Genomic DNA, 22,368 nt, shown 5'->3' with positions numbered 1-22,368 from the left:
GGGCAAGACAGTGGGTGCGCAACACCCACGCCAACACCCAGTCTGGCCAGCCCGGTCAGTCCCACCCCCCCCAAGCAACTCGCCAGCAGCCGACAAGCCGCCACCAAGGCAGCGCCCCAAGCAGCCGCCTTGACCCATGACAGCGACAACAAAGCGGGTGGTTCTCAGGAGTGGGAGAGCTTCTAAGCCGGGCGGCTGAGCCTCAGCCGCACCAGCGCAGACATCTGCCCTGGTGCGCTGCACGTGCAATTTTCAGAGAAATTGGCCTCCAGCCCTTATTGATAAAGGGCTGGTAGCTACTTAAAAGCTAGTGGCCAACACCCACTCTTCAGACCAGTACCGCCTCCACCGTGCGGCGCAAAGACCTGGGCAGGCTTGGGCCGCGCCCGAACCGCACCACCAGATCCGGGCGCTGGCCCCCCAGCCCCAGGAGACTTGCCAACTGCGGGCGCAATGCCGCCACCTCCACCGGCTGATTCAACATCGCGTTGCGGATGCCCAGCGCAGTGGCCTGCAGTGCAAAACGCTCATAACAACGCCCCACCTCCACCCAATGCGCCTTGTCAGCGGCTTGGCCCACAAACACCGCGATCCCCGCCGAACCGCGCACCTGCCGCGCCAGCTTGTCGTTCTCACTTTTTGGGGTGACCACCCAGTCAAATAGCTTGTCACCCAGCCAAGCCGGCACACTCGGGTTGCCCGACGCCGCGCTGTACAGGCCGTCGCGCGTGCGCGCCGCGTCCGCGCCGTTAAAACGCAGCCAGGTCTTGAGTTCGGTGACAAATGCAGGGTCTGCCAGCTGGGCCGTGTTGCCCTGCAGAGTGAGATCAAGCACCTGCGCCATCGCTGCGGGCTCGGTCAACAACAGCAGTTGCACAGTGCTTGAGCTGCCCGCACGCTGCAGCAACGCCAGCTCGGCCGTGCTGAGCGGCTGGCCGTCATAGTCACCCCGGGTGCATTGGCGCAGCGGGATGGCCTTGAACACATCGGTGGCCTGTGCCGCCGTGGGGCTGAGCGACACGCGCAGCGCGTCGGTGACGGGATCAAACACCACCTCGCCCTGGAGCCCATGGGCCAGTACGGCCTGGGCCAGGTTCTCGGCCGCGCAACCCAGCGACACAAACACATGGTGCAAGTCCGGGTCCACCACAGGACACAAGCGCGTCCTGTCAGGCAAGATGCTGATGGCCTGACCGCTGCTGTCCAGCGCAAACTTCCAGCACTGCGTGTTGTGGCTGGACGGCGCCAACGTGGCGTAACGCACCAGCTCCCGCCCCAGCGCGGCGCCGTTGAACCCGGTCAGCGCACCCAGCCGCCAGGTCTGGTCGGCCACCGACTCATAACTGTTGTCTGCGAGTTCTGATGAACAACCTGCGAGGGCCAGTGAGCTGCCCAGGAGGGCTGAGGTGGTGAAGTGTCTGCGTGTGAACATGGTGCGAATCCCTTGCCTAACAACGCCCTGGGAAACAGGTGCTGGTGCATGGGTGGGATTGTGCGCTTGGTATGTTTCAGGGCAATGGGCGGAGCCAGGTCAGCAGCGCAATCAGGGGGAATTCTGAGAACCCCAAACTGTCCTTTGAACCTCCAGACAACAGACGTCACAGTCACAAACCATCGGCTTGTATACCTAGAAGGAGCCGCCAAAGTTGTCTCGCCTTACCTCATCAGCTTGGTACCAATCGCCAACGGAATCCAGGTCCGAGAGGCTCATCACGGGTGCAAACATGACGCTGTTTCTGTTTGTGGACAGCGCGTATCCATAGTAGCCAAGGCCCACGCCCTTATTGATCAGCTTGGTTGTTCGGGAAATGATTCTTTCGGCAATGATCGGCGTCGAAATCAGGTTGAGTCGGGCACCAAAGTTGGCGTCACTCAATCGCGCAGTGGACACCACCGAGATCCCTTTTCGGTGCTCGGAAAAGAGGTATCGGAGCCCAGAGTTCTTGACGTTGATGTCTCGGTTGGTTAGGACGACGCAGTACTCATCGCTGGTCGAATTGCTGCGGCAAACGTCCCACCCCGCCCTTCCAATCTTTTCGATGTCATGCTGGCCGGTGCTTCCGATCTCGGTGTCAGTCGGTAGCGCCATTTGCACCGTGGTCAACACCTCGAACTTGTGCTGTTCTGCCAACCTAGCTCGAAGAGCGTCCAAAAAAAGTGAAGGCAGACCATCGGTCGGAACGATGATCAAGTGGCGGTTGGTTCCCACCAGAGCATCGCCACCAAGAGCCGTCCGCTCTGGCAGGCACGCGCGGATAACGAGTATTGTCAGGATCGCAAGTAACAACCGAACAGCGATGCGTGCTAGGTTCGGTGAAGAAAACAGTTTGGGGAAGTTCATCGACAAAAGTGCCCTAAGCCCTTATCCAATATGAACAAATAGCTCTGCTAAACGTAGCAACAAACGGCACACTTCCAGGAAATGGCTCGTATCACTTGATGACCTATTCTCAATGACACAACATAGTTTGGGTATCCCCCAAACGGGTGATGTTGCTCATTGGCTGCAACTGCCACAACAAACTATTTACGCCGGTCTCACCAAATCAACGGGCGCCACCCCACACACCTCCAACACACACCCCCGCAACCAGCGGTGCGCAGCATCACCATCCATACGCGGGTGCCAGAGCATGGACACGGTGATCTCTGGGGCGGGCACCGGCAGAGCAAAACTGAACATATCCGCGCGCAACTTGCCGGTGTGGCGCTCGGGCACGGTGGTGATCAGGTCGGTGGCGCGCGTGATGGCCAGCGCGGCTGAAAAGCCGCCGACATAGGCGCCAATCACCCGCTCCAGCCCCAGCGCTGACAAGGCCTCGTCCATCAGACCCTTGTCGAGGCCCCGGCGCGACACCAGCACATGTTGGCCTGCCGCATAACGGGCAGGTGTGATCTCACCCTGGCACAACGCATGGCCCAGGCGCACCACACCCACAAATCGGTCATGGAACAACACACGGGTGCGGACCTCCGGGCCAGTGTCGTCGCCCACCACACCGGTTTCCAGATCCACACTGCCGTCGCGCAAGGCGGAGCTGTGTTTGTCGAGCTTGGGCACAAAACGTAGCCGCACACCGGGCGCTTCCTGGCTGATGCGGGTAATCAGGCTGGGGCCAAAATTTTCGGTGAAACCGTCGCTGACACGCAGGGTGAAGATGCGCACCAGCTGTGACAGGTCAAGCAACTCGGCGGGGCGCAACACCGCCTGCGCGTCCTGCACCAGTTGGCTCACCTGCGCACGCAGCTGCAGCGCGCGGGGGGTGGGCACCAGGCCGCGCCCGGCCCGTACCAGCAGCGGGTCGCCCAGGGTCTCACGCAGGCGCGCCAAGGCGCGGCTCATGGCAGACGGGCTCAGGTGCAGCCGTTGCGCGGCACGCGTCACATTGCCTTCGGCAAGCAACACGTCCAGCGTGACAAGTTGGTTCAGATCAGGGGTAGACATGGGGTGGGCTGGGCGCTGAGAACTGGCGTCAGACGCAATCACACAGTGCAAATGTAGCGCCTTCCGCTCTGGCACTGCCGTCCCTACGATCCAGACATCAACCCTTCAGGACAGAGCTCAACATGATTTCCAAACCTCCAACACAGACCGATGGCGCAGTGCAGATAAAGCCTGCAGCAACGTGGGTGCTGCTGAGCCTATCGATGGCCATGTTGTTGTCCTCACTGGGCACCAGCATCACCAACGTGGCGCTGCCGACTTTGGCGCAGGTGTTTGATGTGTCGTTTCAGGCAGTGCAGTGGGTGGTACTGGCCTACCTGCTGGCCATCACCAGCCTGATTGTGGGTGCCGGTCGGCTGGGTGACATCATGGGCCGCAGGCGGCTCTTGCTGGCAGGTATCGGGCTATTCAGTGTGGCCTCAAGCTTGTGCGCTGCCGCCCCCACACTCTGGCTGCTGATCGCCGCGCGAGCACTGCAGGGCCTGGGTGCGGCGATGTTGATGGCGCTGACCATGGCGCTGGTAGGTGAAGCCGTGCCCAAAGAAAAGACGGGCAGCGCCATGGGCTTGCTGGGCACCATGTCGGCGGTGGGCACGACGCTGGGGCCCACGCTGGGTGGTGTGCTGATTGGCAGTTGGGGTTGGCAGGCCATCTTCTGGGTGAATGTGCCGCTTGGCGCTCTGACTTTTCTTCTGGTGTGGCGTTATCTGCCCATGGATCACCCAGGGCCAAAAACGGCTTGGGCCAGTTTTGATGGACCAGGCACGCTGCTGCTGGCGCTGACACTGGTGGTCTATGCGCTGGCCATGACGCTGGGGCGCGGCAATTTTGGTTGGTTCAACGCGGCGTTGTTGTTGACGGCTGTGTTGGGGGCGGGGGTGTTTGTGTGGGTGGAAAACCGGGCGCGCTCCCCTTTGATCCAGTGGGCCATGGTCAGCAAGCCGGTACCGGGTATCGGCTTTGTGACAAGTACCCTGGTGACCACTGTGGTGATGGCCACGCTGGTGGTGGGTCCGTTTTACCTGTCAGCTGCACTGCAGCTGGAAGCGGCCCATGTGGGCCTGGTGATGTCGGCCGGACCGGTGGTGGCGGCGTTGACGGGTGTGCCGGCGGGTCGGTTTGTGGACCGCTTGGGCGCTCACACCATGGGCCTGTGCGGGCTGGCCACCATGTTGGTGGGTTCGACCCTGCTGGCGCTGCAGCCCATGGCTTGGGGTGTCGCGGGCTACGTCTTGCCGCTGGTGGTGGTCACTGCCGGTTATGCGCTGTTTCAGGCGGCCAACAACACCGCGGTGATGCGTGATGTGCCAGCCGAGCGGCGGGGTGTGGTGTCCGGCCTGCTGGGCCTGTCGCGAAACCTGGGGCTGATCACCGGTGCTTCGGTGATGGGGGCAGTGTTTGTGGCCGGGTCAGGCGTGACCGAGATCACAACAGCCCGCCCGGAGCAGATTGCAGCCGGCTTACACGCTACGTTTGCCGTGGCGGTGGGTCTGGTTCTGGTTGCGCTGGCGGTGGGCCGCCAGGCACGTTAAAAAAGAGCGCTGCTTACAAACCTAGGCGCTTGAGGATGTTCAGCACCTTTTCCTCAAGAACCGCCTTGGTGAAGGGTTTGACAATGTAGCCGGCTGCACCCTGCTGGGCGGCCAGAACAATGTCTTCTTTTCTGGCTTCGGCCGTCACCATCAAAAAGGGGATGTGTTTGAGCTTGTCGTCTTTCTTGATCTCGGCCAGCAACTGAAAGCCATTCATGTTGGGCATGTTGATATCGCTCACCACAAAGTCAAAGTGACTGTTCTGGAGCATGCGCCAGGCCACCGCTCCGTCTTCGGCCTCATCTGCGTTGGCAAAACCGCTCTCCTTGAGCAGGTTGCGGATGATGCGACGCATGGTAGAAAAGTCATCTACTATCAAAAATCGAAGGTCAGAACTCATGAGAGACACTCAAAACAGGCATATCCAAAATCAAAGAGCCATTCTCGTCCATTTCAGAGTCTCTCTCATAACCATGTGATCACAATGCCGGCAGATTTCCGTTCGGAGTTGATCAAACGCAGCCGGAGGCGCTCTACAGGCGAAGTTGACCCCATCAGTTGACATGAAACCCACAGTTCAGCCATGGTCTCTTGCACGGCCATCGCATCAGCTTTGAGTGCGCCAGCGTGTGGTGTAGCATCAGGTGACACATGGAGTTCGGAGAGGTCGTCCAGACAATTGCTCATGTCAAAGCCTGCCACCCCATTGCCTGCGCACGTGGAGAACACCAGTTACTCCGCCACCGCCGCCAAGCGGATCATCCTGATTTACGCGGCGTTTGCCAGCTTCTGGATACTCGCGTCCGACAATCTGGTGAGTTGGCTGGTCAATGACCCGGTGCTGATCAGTCGCATCAGCATTGCCAAGGGGTGGTTGTTTGTGGCGGTCACCAGCCTGATGCTATACGGATTGATCCGAAGAATGCAGAGTCGGGCGCAAGATATCTCTGATCGCGAGTTGACGGTTCAAAAAGACCGTGCAGCCATTCGGCGTCTGCTGGACAACATCGTCGAAAGCTCCTCGGACGCCATTTATGCCAAAGATACCGAAGGACGCTACCTGCTGTTCAACCAGGAAACAGCGCGTTTGCTTGGCCAAACCACCGACAAGGCACTGGGCAAAGACGACGCGGCTTTGTTCCCGAAACAGGCCGCCATGATCCGCGCCAACGACCAGCGGGTGATGTCAGAAGACCGGGTCATCAGCTTCGAGGAAACCGTCGCAACCACCATGGGTGAGAGGACTTTCCTGGTGACCAAAGGTCCGCTGCGCGAGGCCGATGGCCAGGTACGGGGGTTGTTTGGCATCTCACGCGACATCACCGAGCGCAAACAGGCGGAGCATCGGCTGATCACCAGCGAGCTACAGATGCGTGCGCTTTTCCAGGCGATTCCTGACTTGGTCTGGCTCAAAGGCACAGAAGGTGCCTACCTGTCCTGCAACTCGCGCTTTGAGCAGCTTTTTGGCGCAGCCGAGGCGGACATTGTTGGCAAGACAGATTACGACTTTGTGGACAAGGAGCTGGCCGACTTTTTTCGCAAAAACGACCAGCTGGCGATGCAAAAAGGGATTCCCTGTACCAACGAAGAATGGGTCACTTTTGCCTCTGACGGTCACCGGGAGTTGCTGGAAACCACAAAAACCCCGGTGCGCAATGCTCAGGGCCAGGTCATCGGGGTGCTGGGCCTGGGCCATGACATCACTGAACGCAAGCGGATGCACGACCGACTGATCGCTGCCCAGGAAGACCTCAAGCGACTGAACCAGGAGCTGGAGTCCAAAGTGGCATTGCGTACGCAGGAGTTCCAGGACCTGTACGACCACGCGCCCTGTGGTTACCACTCGCTATCGCCAGAGGGCCTGATTTTGCGGGCAAACCAAGCCGAGCTGAACATGCTGGGCTACACCAGCGACGAGTACATTGGTCACCCCATTGCTGAGTTCATGACACCCGAGAGCACCCGGGTCCTCAAGGTCCAGCTGCCTCAGGTCCTGCAACAGGGGTATATCAGGAACCTACAGGTTGACTTTGTTTGCAAAGATGGTTCCACACGTCCGTTTCTCGTGGACGCCAACCTGGTCAGAGACGCTTCCGGTGCGCCGCTGTTTACCCGCAGCACGATGGTCGACAACACCGAGCGCAAAGCCCAGACCAACCAGATTGAAACCCTGAACAACCTGCTCCAGGAAGTGGTCGAGACCCTGCCCTATGGCGTGGTTGTGCTGGACGAGACGCGCCAGGTCAGGCTCAAAAACAGCAGGGTGTCACGTCTGCTGGACTACCCGGCGGACTTTTTTGAGCCCGGGCAGGTCAGCTTCAGCGAGATGATCGCATTCAACCATGCCCGCGGAGACTACGCAGATCGGCCCTTCAACGAGGTGCTGACGTTTTTTACCCAAGCCATGATCACGCAACAAACCATCAAGTTTGAGCGGCGACAAGCCAATGGTGTCTTCCTTGAGGTCTGTGGTGTGCCCATGTCCAACGGCTGGACACTGCTGACCTACACCGACATTTCTGCCCACAAACAGGCCCAACAAACGCTGGACAAGGCCATGCATGCAGCAGAGGCGGCTACCGTGGCCAAAAGTGCTTTCATTGCCAATGTGAGCCATGAACTGCGTACCCCCATGAACGCCATACTGGGGTTGTCCTACCTGCTGGAAAAGATGATGAGCCTGCCGGGGGACGCCAGCGACCTGGTGCGCAAGATACGCCAGTCCAGCACCTCCTTGATGGGCATGCTCAACGATGTGCTGGACTTCTCGAAAATTGAATCGGGCAAGCTGAACCTGCAATCCGCCCCGTTCCGGCTGGGAGACATCCTCAACAACCTGGCCGGCATCATGTCGACCAATGCGCGCGACAAGGACCTAGAGGTCATCATCGCGCCAACACCCATTGGCACCAGCCAGCTCATCGGTGACTCACTGCGGCTGGAGCAGGTGCTGATCAATCTGACGGGCAACGCCATCAAGTTCACCGCACAGGGTCATGTGGCGCTCAACATCATCAAATTGCACGAAACCAGTGACAGCATCAGTTTGCGCTTTGCGGTCAGTGACTCTGGGATCGGTATTGCCCCTGAGCAACAGCAGGAGATTTTTGCGGAGTTTTCACAAGCGGATGGTTCCATCAGCCGCCAGTTCGGCGGTACCGGACTGGGGCTGACCATCAGTCGGCGGCTGGTGGAAGCCATGGGTGGTGAGTTGAAAGTGACCAGTGTGCTGGGCCGTGGCAGCGAATTCTGGTTTGTACTGACGTTTCAACGCATCGAGGATGCGCTGGCAGCCACACCGGACATGGCGCACCTGTCGGTGGTGATTGCCGACGACAACGCGATTGCGCGGGCAGCCCTGCACACCATTGCGGATGGGTTGGGTTGGCGCGCCAGCGTCTTTGAGTCTGGCGATGAGGTGATTGACCACCTGAATTCAAGACCACCTTTGAAGGGGGCGCCAGAGGTGTTGCTGCTGGACTTCAAGATGCCAGGCAAGGACGGGCTGGAAACTGCCCGGGCCATTCGTGAGGGCCAGTCCGGGCAAGTTGACCCGATTGTGATTCTGGTCACCGCCTACGCCAACGACGAACTGCTTGGCCACCCGCAGGCCCATCTGGCCGATGCGATCTTGAGCAAGCCGGTGACACCCTCCACACTTTATGACGCCGTCACACGTGCCATGCGGGTGCGTCGCGGCGCTGAAACACAGGCTCCGGCCCACAACCAGTCGCGTCTGGCCGGCCTGCGCATCCTGGTGGTGGATGACAGTGACATCAACCGGGAGGTGGCCCAACGCATTTTTGTCAGTGAAGGTGCGCTGGTCAGTCTGGCCAACAATGGCCAGGAGGCCATGGACTGGTTGCAAAACCATGACCATGCGGTCGACTTGGTGTTGATGGATGTCCAGATGCCGGTACTCAACGGTTATGAGGCAACCCGGCAGATCCGCCGCATACCGGCTTTGTCCGAGTTGCCGATTGTGGCCTTGACCGCGGGTGCGTTTCGCGATCAGCAGGAGCTGGCCCACGAGGCAGGCATGACCAGTTTCATCTCGAAGCCCTTTGATGTGGATACCGCCGTTGCTCTGATTGTGAAACTCACGGGGCATGTGGTAACACCTGCGGCACAGGCCACGACCGACGCCCGTCCCTCGCCGGATGTCTCGCCGGAGGAACTGCCAGGCATTGCACTGTCCAGAGGTCTGGAAATCTGGCGAGACATCGCTACCTACCAACGCTTTTTGCGCCTGTTTGCCAGCAAATACGCCGATGTAGTTGCCCAATTGGCATCCCTGGACAACACACAGGGTGCCGCTTTGTTGCACAAACTCAAGGGGGCTGCTGCCAACATGGCGCTGCTGGATGTGGCCACAAGCGCCGCCGAGCTGGAAGCAGCTGTGCGTGTCGGCGCGAGTCGCTCCGATGGCTTGACAAAACTACAGGCGGCGATGGATAGTGTGTTGGTCAGTATTGCGCTTTTTGCACCCGATGAGGTTGGGTTTGCTGCGCGAGATGTGCGGCCAGAAGATGCAGGTGCGATTGATGCGCTGATCACCAAGCTACAGCAGGCCTGGCACAGCGACAGTGCCAAAGAGGTCCGACAGACCCTGACAGAGTTGGGCACGCTGGTACCCAGCTCACGTCTGGCCCAGATACAGGCTGCTTTGGACAACTATGATTTCCGGGTGGGTGAAACCGCCACACTTGAACTGCGAACGCAGTTGGCTGCTCTGAGACAGGAAACCTGATGACGACAAACCCAATACTGATGGTGGATGACGAGTCTCTCAATCTGGCGGTGATGGAGGCGGCCTTGAGTGACGACTACAGCCTGCTGTTTGCCCGCAATGGCGCAGAAGCGCTGGCCGCTGCCACCAAACACCTGCCGTCCCTGATCCTGCTGGACATTCAAATGCCGGACATGAACGGTTATGCGGTGTGCCGCCAGCTCAAGGCCAACCCACGCACCGAAGCCATTCCGGTGATTTTTATCTCGGGCCTGGCAGACGCCGGTCACGAGGAAGAGGGTTTTGCCAGCGGCGGCGTCGACTACATCGTCAAACCGATTTCCAGACCCATCTTGAGGGCGCGGGTGAACACCCATTTGTCATTGGTTCGGGCCAGCCGGCTCGACAAGAGTCACCGCGACGCCATCCACATGCTGGGGGAAGCAGGTCATTTCAACGACACCGACACCGGTGTACACATCTGGCGCATGGCCGCCTATGCCGGGGTGATCGCCTCGGCCTATGGCCTCAACAAGGAGCAATGTGAGCTGATTGAACTGGCGGCACCAATGCACGACACCGGCAAGATTGGCATTCCCCATGCCATCCTCAAAAAACCCGGCAAGCTCGATGCCAATGAGTGGACACAAATGAAGACCCACTCCCGCATCGGGCACGACATTTTGTCCAAGAGTGATGAGCCGGTGTTTCAGATGGCGGCAGGCATCGCCTTGCACCACCATGAACGCTGGGACGGCAGCGGTTACCCCGACAATCTGAAGGGTGAGGAGATACCGGTATCGGCCAGGGTGGTCGCTTTGGCAGATGTGTTTGATGCCTTGACGATGAAACGCCCCTACAAGGAGGCCTGGCCACAGGAGAAGGTGATTGCCACGATTCGGGACAGTTCGGGCAGCCACTTTGATCCGGCCGTGGTGCGGGCATTTGACTCGGTGCTGGATTGCATTGGCCATATCCGAGCCGACTGGGACCGCAAGGAACAGCTCGGCATCCACCACTAAGGCGCTCACACCCCTGGATGAGATCTGGCCCTTTTTCCCCAGCCTCTTGAACCTGCCGCTTCAACCCACGGAACACACATGACATCGTATGACTACCAGCTTTTTGTCATAGGGGGTGGTTCAGGTGGTGTGCGCGCTGCGCGCATCGCCGCTGGCCTGGGCGCACGCGTGGCGATAACCGAGGGTTTTCGTTACGGTGGCACCTGTGTCATCCGTGGCTGTGTGCCCAAGAAACTGCTGGTGTACGCCGCGCACTTTGCCGAGGATTTTGCCGATGCCAAGGGTTTTGGGTGGACGGTTCCGCCCGCCGAGTTTTCCTGGCGGCAACTGATTGCGGCCAAAGACAAAGAGATAACCCGCCTGAGCGGCATTTACGAAAACAACCTGTTGGGATCCAAGGTGACGGTGTTGCACGGCAATGCCCGCCTGCTGGACCCGCATACCGTGGAGGTGAACGGCCAGCACATCCGTGCCGAACACATCCTGATTGCCACCGGTGGCACGCCTTACTTGCCAAGCATCCCAGGCATTGAACACGCCCTCACCTCCAACGAGGTGTTTAATCTGCCGCAGTTGCCCAAACGGGTGCTGATTGTGGGGGGTGGTTACATCGCCGTGGAGTTTGCGGGCATCCTGAACGGGCTGGGTACACAAGTCACCCTGTGTTACCGGGGCCAACACATCTTGCGCGGGTTTGATGACGAGGTGGCAACGCACCTGCAAGCCGAGATGGTCAAGAAAGGCATCACCGTTCTGCTGAATCAAGATGTGGCACAGATCCAAAAGTTGACGGACGGCAGCTTGTCTGTGACGCTGGTTGGCGCGCAGGCAGCACCGCTGCTGGTGGATGCGGTGTTGTATGCCGCCGGCCGGGTGCCCAACACCCAGGGTTTGGGTTTGGCAGAAGTCGGGGTGGCGCTGAACGACAAGGGCGGGATCAAGGTGGATGCGTTTGGTCAAACCAATCTACCCAGTGTGCACGCGGTGGGCGACGTGACCCAGCGCATTTCACTCACGCCGGTGGCCATACGCGAAGGTGCGGCGCTGGCCAGCACACTGTTTGGCCCCACGCCGGTCAGTGCCGAACTGCGCACCGTGCCTTCCGCCGTGTTCAGCCAGCCACCGATTGGCACCGTTGGACTGACCGAAACCCAGGCACTGGCGCAGCATGGCGAAATCGACGTTTACAGCAGCAGCTTTCACAGCCTGCGCCACACCCTGTCGGGGTCGGAGGAACGCACGCTGGTCAAACTGGTGGTGGACAGTGCCAGCCAACGTGTGCTGGGTGCGCACATGGTGGGGGCGGATGCGCCCGAAATCATCCAGGGCCTGGCGATTGCCCTTCACATGGGGGCGACCAAAGCCGACTTTGACGCCACCGTGGCCTTGCACCCCTCAGCAGCGGAAGAGTTTGTCACGCTACGCAACAAGGTCGTCAAAAAAAGACCGGCTTGAACCACTTCGGTCGTGACAGGCGCCCCGCCAAAACCGTCCTCTCTGGCTGCGCCTACTTCACCCGCCGCCGCACCGCCTGCAGGATGCCTCGCAAAATGTCCACAGGCTCGGGCGGGCAGCCCGGCACCATCACATCGACCGGGATCACCTTGTCAACCCGACCACAGGTGGCATAACTTTCGCCAAAGATGCCGCCATTGCAGGCGCAGTCACCCACGGCCACCACCAGCTTGGGCTCCGGCGTGGCCTCATAGGTGCGTTTGAGAGCCATCTCCATGTTGCGCGACACCGGGCCGGTAACCAACAGCATGTCGGCATGGCGCGGGCTGGCGACAAACTTGATGCCCAAGCCACCGATGTTGTAGTAGGGGTTGCCCAGCGCGTTGATCTCCATCTCGCAGCCGTTGCAGGAGCCCGCGTCGACCTCGCGGATGGCCAGCGCGTCACCCAAAATAGAGAGCAGCTCAGCCTGAATACGCGAGGCCTCAGCCTGATTTTTCTCACCAATGTCGGGCGCGGGCTCGCTCGGGATGCCAACCCGCGCGATCTGACGGACGACTTTCCAGATCATGCGATGTGCCTCATAAATCTTGCCCCGAATAACTCAGGTTAAACGACTTGTTGATGAGCGGGAAATCGGCCACGATGTCTTTCATGATGGCGTGTTCGAGCACCGGCCAGTTCTGCCAGGACGGGTCGTGCAGGTGGCAGCGCGTGATGCGGTGGCCCTGGTCGGCGCCTTCGATTTCCAGCGCCACCACAATCTCGCCGCGCCAGCCCTCGACCCAGCCAGCGCCACGTGACGGCTGCTCGGGCAACACCACATCCGTGCTCACCGGGCCCTCTGGCATCTCGCGCAGCATACGTTCGATCAGTCGGATCGACTCCAGCGCCTCCTGAAAGCGCACCAGCGCGCGCGCGCCGACGTCGCCACGTGTGTGGCCACCCATCACCACGCGCAGCTGGTCATAGGGCACAAACGGGTGGTCACAACGCAGGTCCCAGGCCTGGGCGCTGGCACGACCGGCCAAACCGGTCAGCCCCAGCTGTGCGGCCAGCTCGGGGCGCACTCGCCCGGTGTTAATGAAGCGGTCCTGCAGTCCGGCATGGGCCTCAAACACGTCATACAGCTTTTTCACATCGGTCAACACCGCGTCACAACAGCTCAGCAGCTGGGTCAACCCCGCTGCGTTGATGTCCGCTTTGACCCCACCGGGCACGATGCTGTCCATCATGAGCCGGTGACCAAAAGCCCCCTTGCAGGCGCGCAACCAGTCTTCACGCAGACGCGAGAATTGCGCCAGCGCAAAAGCAAAAGCCACGTCGTTACCCAGCGCGCCCAGGTCCCCCAGGTGGTTGGCAACCCGTTCACACTCCAGCAGCAAGGCACGCAACCAGGCCGCGCGTGGTGTGATCTGGGTCAAACAGATCGATTCGAGCGCCATGCAATAGGCCCAGGCATAAGCCACGGTGCTGTCACCCGAGACCCGGCCCGCCAGCCGGTAGGCCTGCAACACCGGCAGCTGGGTCATGCGCTGCTCGATGCCTTTGTGGGTGTAGCCCAACCGCTCTTCCAGGCGCAGCACCTTTTCACCGACCACCGAGAAGCGGAAGTGGCCCGGCTCGATGATGCCCGCGTGCACCGGGCCGACCGCGATCTCGTGCACACCCTCCCCCTCGACCCGCACAAACGGGTAGTCCTGCAGGGCACCCGGCTCGGGTTGGGGCAAATGCTGCGGGTCTTGCAGCAGCGGGTGGTGGTTGGCCGCCCAGGCGCCGTGGTTGAGCCAGGGCCGCCGGTCAAACGCACCGTCCGCCACAACACCAGACAGATCAGCCGCCGCACGCTGCATGCGGGAGGCGGCTGGAAACTGGGCAGACAGGTCGGGGTAAGTGGCATCAGCTTGCAGCGGCAGTTCCAGCCAAAACAGACCGTCCAGCGTGACATAGGCAACAAATATGGCTCTAGCCCTTATATATTCTGGGCTAATAGCTTCTGAATGAATAGCACAGCCAGCCCACAAAGCGACCAGTCGGCCACCGTGCGCGTGGACCGCACTGGCAGCGTCAACCCACTGCGTGGCGGTGACCCGCCCAAACCACACCGGCACCGGCGCGGGCAGGCTGGCAAATTCAAGGTCAAGACCGGGCATCTTCATGGCGCTAGCCTCCCATCATGCGTGCGGCGGCCACATACCAGCCGTTGAGGTAAGGCGGGATGTACAGGCCCAGCGCCAGGCCCAAACCCAGATGCACAAACACCGGCACCAAGGCGGGGGAATGCGCCAGGGGTTTGAGCTTGGTGTCTTCACCAAACACCATTGGCAACACCCGGATCAGCATCGAGGCAAAAGCCACGCCCAGCGCCAAAAACAGGAACGGTGTGGCCCAGGGCTGCTCACGCATGGCAGTGGTCAAAATCAGGAACTCGCTGGCAAACACCCCAAACGGTGGCATGCCCAAAATGGCCATCACCCCCAGCATCAGGCCCCAGCCCACCGTCGGGTTGACCTTGATCAGGCCGCGAATCTCGCTCATGGTCTGGGTGCCCGCTTTTTGTGTGGCGTGGCCCACAGTGAAAAAGATCGCGGACTTGACCAGCGAATGCACCGTCATGTGTAATAACCCGGCAAAGCTCGCAATCGGCCCACCCATGCCAAAAGCAAAGGTGATCAGCCCCATGTGTTCGATGCTGGAGTACGAAAACATGCGCTTGACGTCTTTCTGGCGCGAGATAAAAAACGCCGCCACCACCACCGACAACAGGCCAAAACCCATCATCAGCTGGCCTGCCATCTGGGTGCCCAAGGCGCCGTCGGTCAACACCTTGCAGCGCAGCACCGCGTACATCGCCACATTGAGCAGCAGGCCCGAGAGCACAGCGGACACCGGTGTCGGGCCTTCGGCATGGGCGTCGGGCAGCCAGCTGTGCAAGGGCACCAGGCCAATCTTGGTGCCGTAACCAATCAGCAGGAAGACAAAGGCCAGCGACATGATGGTCGGGTCCAGCTGGCCCTTGATGTCCGAGAGGTTGGTCCACAGCAGCGTGGCGTGTTCCGAGCCCAGCACCTTGTCGGCCGCCATGTAGACCAGGATCGTGCCAAACAACGCCTGTGCAATACCCACGCCACACAGGATGAAGTATTTCCAGGCGGCCTCCAGGCTGGCCGGGGTGCGGTAAACGCTGACCAGCAGCACGGTGGTGAGTGTGGCGGCCTCCATCGCCACCCAGATGATGCCCAGATTGTTGGTAGTCAGCCCCAGCAGCATGGTGAAACCAAACAGCTGGTACATGCTGTGGTACAGGCGCATGCGTTTGGGTGTCATCTTGCCGTGGTCCTGCTCGACCCGCATGTAGGGACGCGAAAAAATCGCGGTGGTCAGGCTGACAAAAGCGGTCAGGGTCACCAGAAACACGTTGAGCGGGTCGATGTAGAACTGTTTGGCCCAGAGAAACTGCGGCCCGCCCTCAATCACCTCGTAGGTCATCACACAGCAGGCCAGAAAGGTCCACAGACTGAAACCCACGTTGACATCACGCGCACGGGGCTGGTGCCCCACCAGCGCCAGCACCAGGCCACCCAGCAACGGAATCCCCAGAACAAAACTCAAGGCGTGCATATCAGGGTTACTCTTCCTTGAGGTTTTCGAGCTTGCGGATGTCCAGGCTGTCGAACTTCTCGCGGATCTGGAACATGAACACCCCCAGGATCAACACACCCACCAGCACGTCCAGGGCAATGCCAAATTCCACAATCATCGGCATACCGCTGGTGACGGTGGTGGCAGCAAACAACAAACCGTTTTCCATCGACAAAAAGCCAATCACCTGCGGGATCGCCTTGGAGCGGGTGATCATCATCATGAACGACAACATCACACAGGCCAGCGCAATGCCCAGCGCCCCACCGGCCAGAGAGTCCGACAGGCGCGAGATCGGCAGCGCCAGACTGAAGGCAAAAATCACCAGCCCGATGCCCACCAGCATGGTGGTCGGGATGTTGATGAGGGTTTCCACATCCCAGCGCACATTGAGCTTGCGGATCACCCGGTGCAGCATCCAAGGGATAAACACAACCTTGAGCACCAGCGTGAGCAGGCCAGAGATGTACAGATCAGGTTGCTGGGTGACATAGCCCAGCAAAAAGGACGCCGCCACCAGCGCCACCCCCTGGATCATGAACAGGTTGATCAGCGACACAATGCGCCGCTGGGCGATCATCGCAAACGACAGCAGCAAAATCAGCGTCGCCAACAGATTGATCAGCTGGGGCACAAACTTGATCATTTGCCCCCCAGCAACACGTTGACCAGCAGGCCGATCACAGCCATCAGGAAGGCGGTGCCCAGAAACTCCGGCACCCGGAAGATACGCATCTTGGCACTCGCGGTCTCAATCATGGCCATCAACATGCCGCCCACCGCCAGTTTGAACACCAGCACCGGCAAAGCCAGCAGCAGGGCCAGCGGCGCGTTGGCCTCGGCAACACCCCACGGGAAAAACAGCGCCAGCCCGATACAGGAGTAGGCAAACAGCTTGAGGCTGGCAGCCCATTCCAGCAGCGCCAGGTGGCGTGCCGAATACTCCAGGATCATCGCCTCGTGGATCATGGTGAGTTCAAGGTGGGTGTCGGGGTTGTCCACCGGCACCCGGGCGTTTTCTGCGAGCGACACCATGGTGAAAGCCACCCCGGCGAGCAACAGACTCGGGTAAATCGCCAGCTCCCGGTGCGCGAGTGTCTCCACAATGGTGGTCAACGAGGTGGAGCCGGTGATCATCGAGGCACAAAACAGCACCATCAGCAAAGCCGGTTCGGCCAGAAAACCCACCAGCATTTCCCGCCGGGCACCGAGCGTGCCAAAGGCGGTGCCCACATCCATCGCCGCCAGCGAGATGAACACCCGCGCCAGCGCAAACAGGCCCACCAGCGCAATCGCATCAGCGGCGGGTGACAGCGGCAAGTCGGTGGACAGCGTCGGGATGATGGCGCTGGCCAGCAACATACAACCAAACACCACATAGGGCGCAAAGCGGTACAGCGGTGAGGCGTGTTCGGCCATCAACGACTCTTTGTTGAAGAGCTTGTGCAGGTTCATATAAGGCTGCAGCAGGCTCGGTGCCGATTTGTTTTGCAACCAGTGGCGCCACTGGTTGATCCAACCGGTGAGCAGTGGCGCCAGCAACAAGGCGACCACCAAGGCCAGCAACTGTGAAAAAGCCCCGAGTGCACTCATCGTTTCACCACCAGCAAGACCACAATCAGCGTGACAAAGCTGTACATCAGGTACACCGCAATCCGTCCCTGCTGCAACACCCCCACCAGTTTGGACACCCAGGCCACCGCTCGGGCCAGCGGCAGGTAGAGCGCGTACCACAGCGGGTCTTCCACCTTGACCTGGTAACTGGGCTCGGCATCAAAAGCAGTCGGCAGGTGTTTGGTGATGCGGAAAAACGGCTCAAAGATCTGCCGGATCGGCTGGCCAAAGCCTTCGGCGCTGTCCTGCATACGCGCGGTCTGCCAGGGGTGACCGCAGTCCCAGGGCGGCACCCGGCGCAGACGGCCGTGGTAGAGGCGGCGCACCAGCACAAAAGCGATGCCAAAACTCAGCACCACACCCAGCAGGAAAATCACCGGCGCATAACTGGCCCGCTCCACATTCACCGGCACCAGCAGCCAACTGCTGTTGGCCACCATCTGAGCCAGCCCGGCGCCCACCAGGCTGCGTGTCACCGGGTCCATTAGCGCAATCACCTGGTTCGGAAACAAGCCCAGCAGCACACAACCCGCCACCAACCACAACATGCCCAGCCGCTCGGAGCGCCCGGCGTCATGAGCCTGGGCCAGCTTGGCCTCACGCGGCTGACCCAGAAACACCACGCCAAAGTACTTGACCATGGTGAAGCCTGAGAGCGCCGCAATCAGCGCAATCAGCGCTGCCATCACCGGCACCAGCATGTCCAAAAACGAGCCCGGCAGCCCGGTGGTGAACAAGAAACTTTGCAACAACAACCATTCGGCGACAAACCCGCCAAACGGCGGCAAACCCGCGCAGGCCAGCACCCCCACCAAGGTCGGCCAAGCCACCCAAGGCATGTAACGTATCAGGCCACCAAGTCGGCCCAGGCTGCGCTCGCCGGTGGCATGCAACACCGCACCGGTGCTGCAAAACAGCAGGCCCTTGAAAAACGCATGACTGAGCATGTGGTACAGCGCTGCAGTGAGCGCTAGCGCTGAGAGCGCCTGCATGTGGTAGCTGGAAAACAGCAATGCCAGCCCGATACCGGCGGCCATCAGCCCGATGTTTTCAATGCTGGAATAGGCCAACAGACGCTTCATCTCCACCTGCACCGTAGAGAACACCACCCCAAACAGCGCGGTGGCCAGCCCCAGGCCCATCAACAACACACCCCACCACCAGAGCCGCGTTTGCAACAGGTCAAACGACACGCGCAACACGCCATATAGCGCAATCTTGAGCATCACCCCACTCATCAGCGACGATACCGGTGAGGGTGCCGCCGGGTGCGCCTCGGGCAGCCAGGCGTGCAAGGGCAACAGCCCGGCCTTGGCACCAAAACCAAACACCGCCAGGCAAAACGCCACCGAGGCCCAGAACGGACTCAAGGCCTGGGCGCGCATATTGGCAAAGGTGTAGTCACCGGTGTTAGCCTGCAACACCCCAAAACACAGCAAAATGCCCAGCGCCCCCACGTGCGCCACCAGCATATAGAGGTAACCGGCGCTGCGGATTTCGGGAATGCGGTGGTTGGCCAACACCAGAAAGAAAGAGGAAAACGCCATGGTTTCCCACATCACCATGAACACATAGGCATCGTCAGCCAGCACCACCATCACCATGCTGGCCAGAAACACGTGGTATTCCAGGCACAACAGCCCCGGCGGTGTGCCCTCCCCCTGGCGAAAATACCCCGCAGCAAAGGTCGACACCCCGGCCGACACGCCACCGATGAGCAACAGGAAAAAAGCCGACAAGCTGTCCAGGCGCAGATGAAAAGGCAACTGCGGCAGGCCCAGCGGCAGCACGGCCGTCTCGGTGCTGGCGAAGGTCGCACTCAACGCCACCGCCATCAAGCCGACCGAGGCCACAGCGCCCAGCGGAAACAGCAGGGTCGAGACAATCCGAAAACGCCGCAGTGCCGCGATACCCGCCACACCGATCAACAACCAAGTCACCACAACCAGCAACACCCAATCCAGATGGATCCAAGTGGCGGCCGGGGCAAAACTGTTCATGTAGCGGCAACAAATGTGAAGAGGGGAAGGCCTCGGATATTACACCCGCCCTTTTTGGGTGTTAGCCACCCGCAAGCTGGCGGGCGCACAATCCCGGTGCCGGGCTAAAATGCCGCAACGAGACCTCACACCATGAACCTTTTCTACCGCCCCAAGTACGAATCCGAAATCACGCAGTTCCTCAAGACGCTCAAGGCCAACAACCCGGCCATCGTGCAAGGGCAGCGCTTGGGACGTAGCCTGTTGTGGGACAAGGCGGTGGACCGCGACGCCGCCGCGCAGTTCCGTGAAGCCAGAGTGGCGCAACAGCCCTACGTTTACCAAAGCGCCGGTGAGTAACAGGCTTTTTGGCCTGTAGCCCTTATATATCAAGCGTCTTCAGCTATTTAATAAATAGCGATTTATCCGCGCAATGGTTGCATCGGCAGTGCCGGTCAGTTCAGCATCCGCCACCACCGCAGACATGCCCACGGTGGTGGACCAGGTGGCGGTGGCGCGCCTGTATGGTGAGCCGCTGTTCTCCTTGCCGCAGGACCTCTACATCCCGCCCGACGCGCTGGAGGTGTTTCTGGAGGCCTTTGAGGGCCCGCTGGACCTGCTGCTCTACCTGATCCGGCGCCAGAACTTCAACATCCTCGACATCCCCATGGCTGGCCTGACGCGCCAGTACATGCTGTATGTGGATGAAATCCGCCAGCGCAACCTGGAGTTGGCCGCTGAGTACCTGCTGATGGCGGCCATGCTGATCGAGATCAAGTCGCGCATGTTGCTGCCGCCCAAGCCGGAGGCACAAGGTCAGGAGGCCGAAGATCCGCGTGCCGAGCTGGTACGCCGCCTGCTCGAGTACGAACAGATCAAACTGGCCGCTGCCAACCTCAATGCGATACCGCAGTTCGGGCGCGACTTTGTGGTGGCGCAGGCCTACATCGAACGCTCCCTGCAGCCCCGTTTTGCCGATGTGAGTGTGCAGGAGCTCCAGGAAGCCTGGGCCGCCATCCTGCAGCGCGCGCGGCTGGTGCAGCACCACAGAATCACACGCGAGGAACTGTCGGTGCGTGAACACATGAGCCAGGTGCTCAAGCGCCTGCAAGGCCACCGTTTTGTTGAATTTGAAGACCTGTTCAACCCCGACAGAGGCGCGCCGGTGCTGGTGGTGACCTTCATCGCCTTGCTCGAACTCGCCAAGGAAACCCTCATTGAAATCACCCAGGCTGAGGCCTTTGCGCCGATTTATGTGCGCCTGGCCTACACCCCGACCTGAACCCACACCCTGTCCACACCATGAACGCACGCCCTGTCAAATCCACCCCACGTCCTCCTCTGGTATTCGATGTTTTGATCGTGGGCAGCGGCCTGGCGGGCCTGAGTGCCGCCCTGCTGCTGGCCCCCACCAAAAAGGTGGCGGTGATCACCAAACGTGCGGTCATGGAGGGCTCCAGTGGCTGGGCACAAGGTGGCATTGCGGCGGTCTGGAACAAGGACGACAGTTTTGAGGCCCACATCCAGGACACCCAGATTGCCGGTGCTGGCCTGTGTGACCCGGACGCCACCCGTTTTGTGGTGGAAAACGCGCCCAAGGCGATTGCCTGGTTGCAAACCATGGGCGTGCCGTTCTCGCAGGAGGATGGCCAGCTGCACCTGACCCGCGAAGGCGGCCACAGCGCCCGGCGCATCGTGCATGTGACCGATGCCACCGGTGCGGCGGTGCAAAGCACCCTGATCGACGCAGTCAAGAAGACCCCCAACATCAGCCTGTTTGAACAACACACCCTGGTCGATCTGATCACCTCCGACAAACTCGGCCAGACCGACAAACGCTGCGTTGGCCTGTACGCACTCGACAGCGAGACCGACGAGGTCATCACCTTCGAGGCACCACAAACCATCCTGGCCACCGGTGGGGCGGGCAAGGTCTACCTCTACACCACCAACCCCGACACCGCCACCGGCGACGGCATCGCTGCCGCCTGGCGCGCAGGTTGCCGGGTGCAGAACATGGAGTTCATCCAGTTCCACCCGACCGCGCTCTACCACCCGCATGCCAAGTCCTTCCTGATCAGCGAAGCGGTGCGTGGTGAAGGTGGTCGCCTGCTGCTGCCCGACGGCACCCGCTTCATGCAGCACCACGACGCACGGCTGGAGCTGGCGCCACGCGACGTGGTGGCCCGTGCGATTGACTTCGAGATGAAAAAAGGTGGCTTTGACTGCGTCTACCTCGACATCTCGCACCAGCCCAAAACCTTCCTGCTGGAACATTTCCCCAACATCTACGCGCGCTGCCTGGAGCTGGGCATCGACATCGCCAAACAGCCTATTCCCGTGGTGCCCTCGGCCCACTTCACCTGCGGTGGTGTGTTGTCCGATCTGCATGGCCGCACCGACATTCCGGGTCTGTACGCGATTGGTGAGACCGCCTGCAGCGGCTTGCACGGCGCCAACCGGCTGGCCAGCAACTCGCTCGTCGAATGTATGGTGTTTGCCCAGGCCACCACCACCGACATTGCCCAGGCCTCGACCCAGCCCATTGGCACCCTGCCGGTCTGGGATGAGAGCCGGGTCGGTGATGCCGACGAGGCGGTGGTGATCTCGCACAACTGGGACGAGTTGCGCCGCTTCATGTGGGACTACGTGGGCATTGTGCGCACCAACAAACGGCTGGAACGCGCCGCCCACCGCATCGAGCTGCTCAAAGGCGAAATCCAGGAGTTCTACGCCAACTTCCACGTCACGCGTGACCTGCTGGAATTGCGCAACCTGGTGCTGGTGGCCGACCTGATCGTGCGCTCGGCCCAGGCCCGCCACGAGAGCCGTGGCCTGCATTTCAGCCGCGATTACCCGGATCTGCTGCCTGAGGCGCTGCCCACCATCCTGAGCCCACAACGCTGAGTCAGATCGTTTTTCGTCTGCGTTAGACTCGCGCCACTTTTTT

At 60.5% G+C, this 22,368-nt stretch carries 18 protein-coding genes; 8 read left to right on the top strand and 10 right to left on the bottom strand.

Annotated features, from left to right (window positions below):
* Positions 1-186, top strand: a 186-nt coding sequence (locus KKO72_RS11520) for a hypothetical protein (protein ID WP_214938354.1), incomplete at its 5' end; no start/stop codon positions are given.
* A 142-nt stretch (positions 187-328) separates the two neighbouring features.
* On the opposite strand, the gene KKO72_RS11515 is transcribed toward KKO72_RS11520, so the two are convergent.
* The 3 genes from KKO72_RS11515 to KKO72_RS11505 form a co-directional block, all read right to left on the bottom strand.
* A complete protein-coding gene (locus tag KKO72_RS11515; RefSeq protein WP_214938352.1) occupies positions 329-1,432 on the bottom strand; it encodes a Tat pathway signal protein in 1,104 nt (367 codons plus the stop codon).
* Positions 1,433-1,627: 195 nt separating this feature from the next.
* The gene (locus KKO72_RS11510; RefSeq protein WP_214938350.1) at positions 1,628-2,341 is read right to left on the bottom strand and encodes a hypothetical protein; all 714 of its coding nucleotides are present in this window, start codon (positions 2,339-2,341) and stop codon (positions 1,628-1,630) included.
* Between the two features lie 186 nt (positions 2,342-2,527).
* Entirely contained in the window at positions 2,528-3,445 is a 918-nt protein-coding gene (locus KKO72_RS11505; protein ID WP_214938348.1) for a LysR family transcriptional regulator, read from the bottom strand.
* A gap of 122 nt (positions 3,446-3,567) precedes the next feature.
* On the opposite strand from KKO72_RS11505, the gene KKO72_RS11500 reads away from it, so the two are divergent.
* Positions 3,568-4,977: an MFS transporter gene (locus KKO72_RS11500; protein WP_214938346.1), complete on the top strand. Its 1,410-nt coding sequence runs from the start codon at positions 3,568-3,570 to the stop codon at positions 4,975-4,977.
* Positions 4,978-4,990: 13 nt separating this feature from the next.
* On the opposite strand, the gene KKO72_RS11495 is transcribed toward KKO72_RS11500, so the two are convergent.
* Entirely contained in the window at positions 4,991-5,377 is a 387-nt protein-coding gene (locus KKO72_RS11495) for a response regulator (RefSeq protein ID WP_214938344.1), read from the bottom strand.
* 285 nt (positions 5,378-5,662) lie between these two features.
* Between KKO72_RS11495 and KKO72_RS11490 the strand changes: the two genes are divergently transcribed.
* The 3 genes from KKO72_RS11490 to gor all read left to right on the top strand — a co-directional run bounded on the left by KKO72_RS11490 (position 5,663) and on the right by gor (position 12,183).
* On the top strand, positions 5,663-9,727 hold the full coding sequence (locus KKO72_RS11490) for a PAS domain-containing protein (protein ID WP_214938342.1): 4,065 nt from the start codon (positions 5,663-5,665) through the stop codon (positions 9,725-9,727).
* Positions 9,727-10,728: a two-component system response regulator gene (locus KKO72_RS11485; RefSeq protein ID WP_214938340.1), complete on the top strand. Its 1,002-nt coding sequence runs from the start codon at positions 9,727-9,729 to the stop codon at positions 10,726-10,728. Before KKO72_RS11490 ends, KKO72_RS11485 begins: the two co-directional genes overlap by 1 nt.
* Positions 10,729-10,806: 78 nt before the next feature.
* Complete coding sequence (gor, locus tag KKO72_RS11480; RefSeq protein ID WP_214938338.1) at positions 10,807-12,183, top strand: glutathione-disulfide reductase; 1,377 nt, start codon at positions 10,807-10,809, stop codon at positions 12,181-12,183.
* 52 nt (positions 12,184-12,235) lie between these two features.
* Here gor and KKO72_RS11475 read toward each other — a convergent pair whose 3' ends face one another.
* From KKO72_RS11475 to hyfB, 6 genes are read right to left on the bottom strand one after another with little or no spacing between them, the layout of a single operon-like run.
* Positions 12,236-12,751 (bottom strand): NADH-quinone oxidoreductase subunit B family protein, encoded by a 516-nt coding sequence (locus KKO72_RS11475; protein WP_214938367.1) that lies wholly within the window; start codon positions 12,749-12,751, stop codon positions 12,236-12,238.
* A 13-nt stretch (positions 12,752-12,764) separates the two neighbouring features.
* Positions 12,765-14,342: an NADH-quinone oxidoreductase subunit C gene (locus KKO72_RS11470; protein WP_214938336.1), complete on the bottom strand. Its 1,578-nt coding sequence runs from the start codon at positions 14,340-14,342 to the stop codon at positions 12,765-12,767.
* 4 nt (positions 14,343-14,346) lie between these two features.
* On the bottom strand, positions 14,347-15,804 hold the full coding sequence (locus tag KKO72_RS11465) for a hydrogenase 4 subunit F (RefSeq protein ID WP_214938335.1): 1,458 nt from the start codon (positions 15,802-15,804) through the stop codon (positions 14,347-14,349).
* 7 nt (positions 15,805-15,811) lie between these two features.
* A complete protein-coding gene (locus KKO72_RS11460) occupies positions 15,812-16,471 on the bottom strand; it encodes a formate hydrogenlyase (protein WP_078363699.1) in 660 nt (219 codons plus the stop codon).
* Complete coding sequence (locus KKO72_RS11455; protein WP_078363700.1) at positions 16,468-17,418, bottom strand: respiratory chain complex I subunit 1 family protein; 951 nt, start codon at positions 17,416-17,418, stop codon at positions 16,468-16,470. The genes KKO72_RS11460 and KKO72_RS11455 overlap by 4 nt, the downstream gene beginning before the upstream one ends.
* On the bottom strand, positions 17,415-19,439 hold the full coding sequence (gene hyfB, locus KKO72_RS11450) for a hydrogenase 4 subunit B (protein WP_214938333.1): 2,025 nt from the start codon (positions 19,437-19,439) through the stop codon (positions 17,415-17,417). Before hyfB ends, KKO72_RS11455 begins: the two co-directional genes overlap by 4 nt.
* Before the next feature lie 132 nt (positions 19,440-19,571).
* On the opposite strand from hyfB, the gene KKO72_RS11445 reads away from it, so the two are divergent.
* From KKO72_RS11445 to nadB, 3 genes are all read left to right on the top strand, one after another.
* Positions 19,572-19,778 (top strand): DUF3460 family protein, encoded by a 207-nt coding sequence (locus KKO72_RS11445; protein WP_214938331.1) that lies wholly within the window; start codon positions 19,572-19,574, stop codon positions 19,776-19,778.
* Positions 19,779-19,851: 73 nt separating this feature from the next.
* A complete protein-coding gene (locus tag KKO72_RS11440) occupies positions 19,852-20,700 on the top strand; it encodes a ScpA family protein (protein WP_214938329.1) in 849 nt (282 codons plus the stop codon).
* Between the two features lie 20 nt (positions 20,701-20,720).
* A complete protein-coding gene (gene nadB, locus KKO72_RS11435) occupies positions 20,721-22,325 on the top strand; it encodes an L-aspartate oxidase (RefSeq protein ID WP_214938327.1) in 1,605 nt (534 codons plus the stop codon).
* Positions 22,326-22,368 lie beyond the last annotated feature (43 nt).

This window comes from Rhodoferax sp. U11-2br (assembly GCF_018619435.1).
GTDB lineage: Bacteria > Pseudomonadota > Gammaproteobacteria > Burkholderiales > Burkholderiaceae_C > Rhodoferax.
This window is presented reverse-complemented; position numbering and strand designations above follow the sequence as displayed.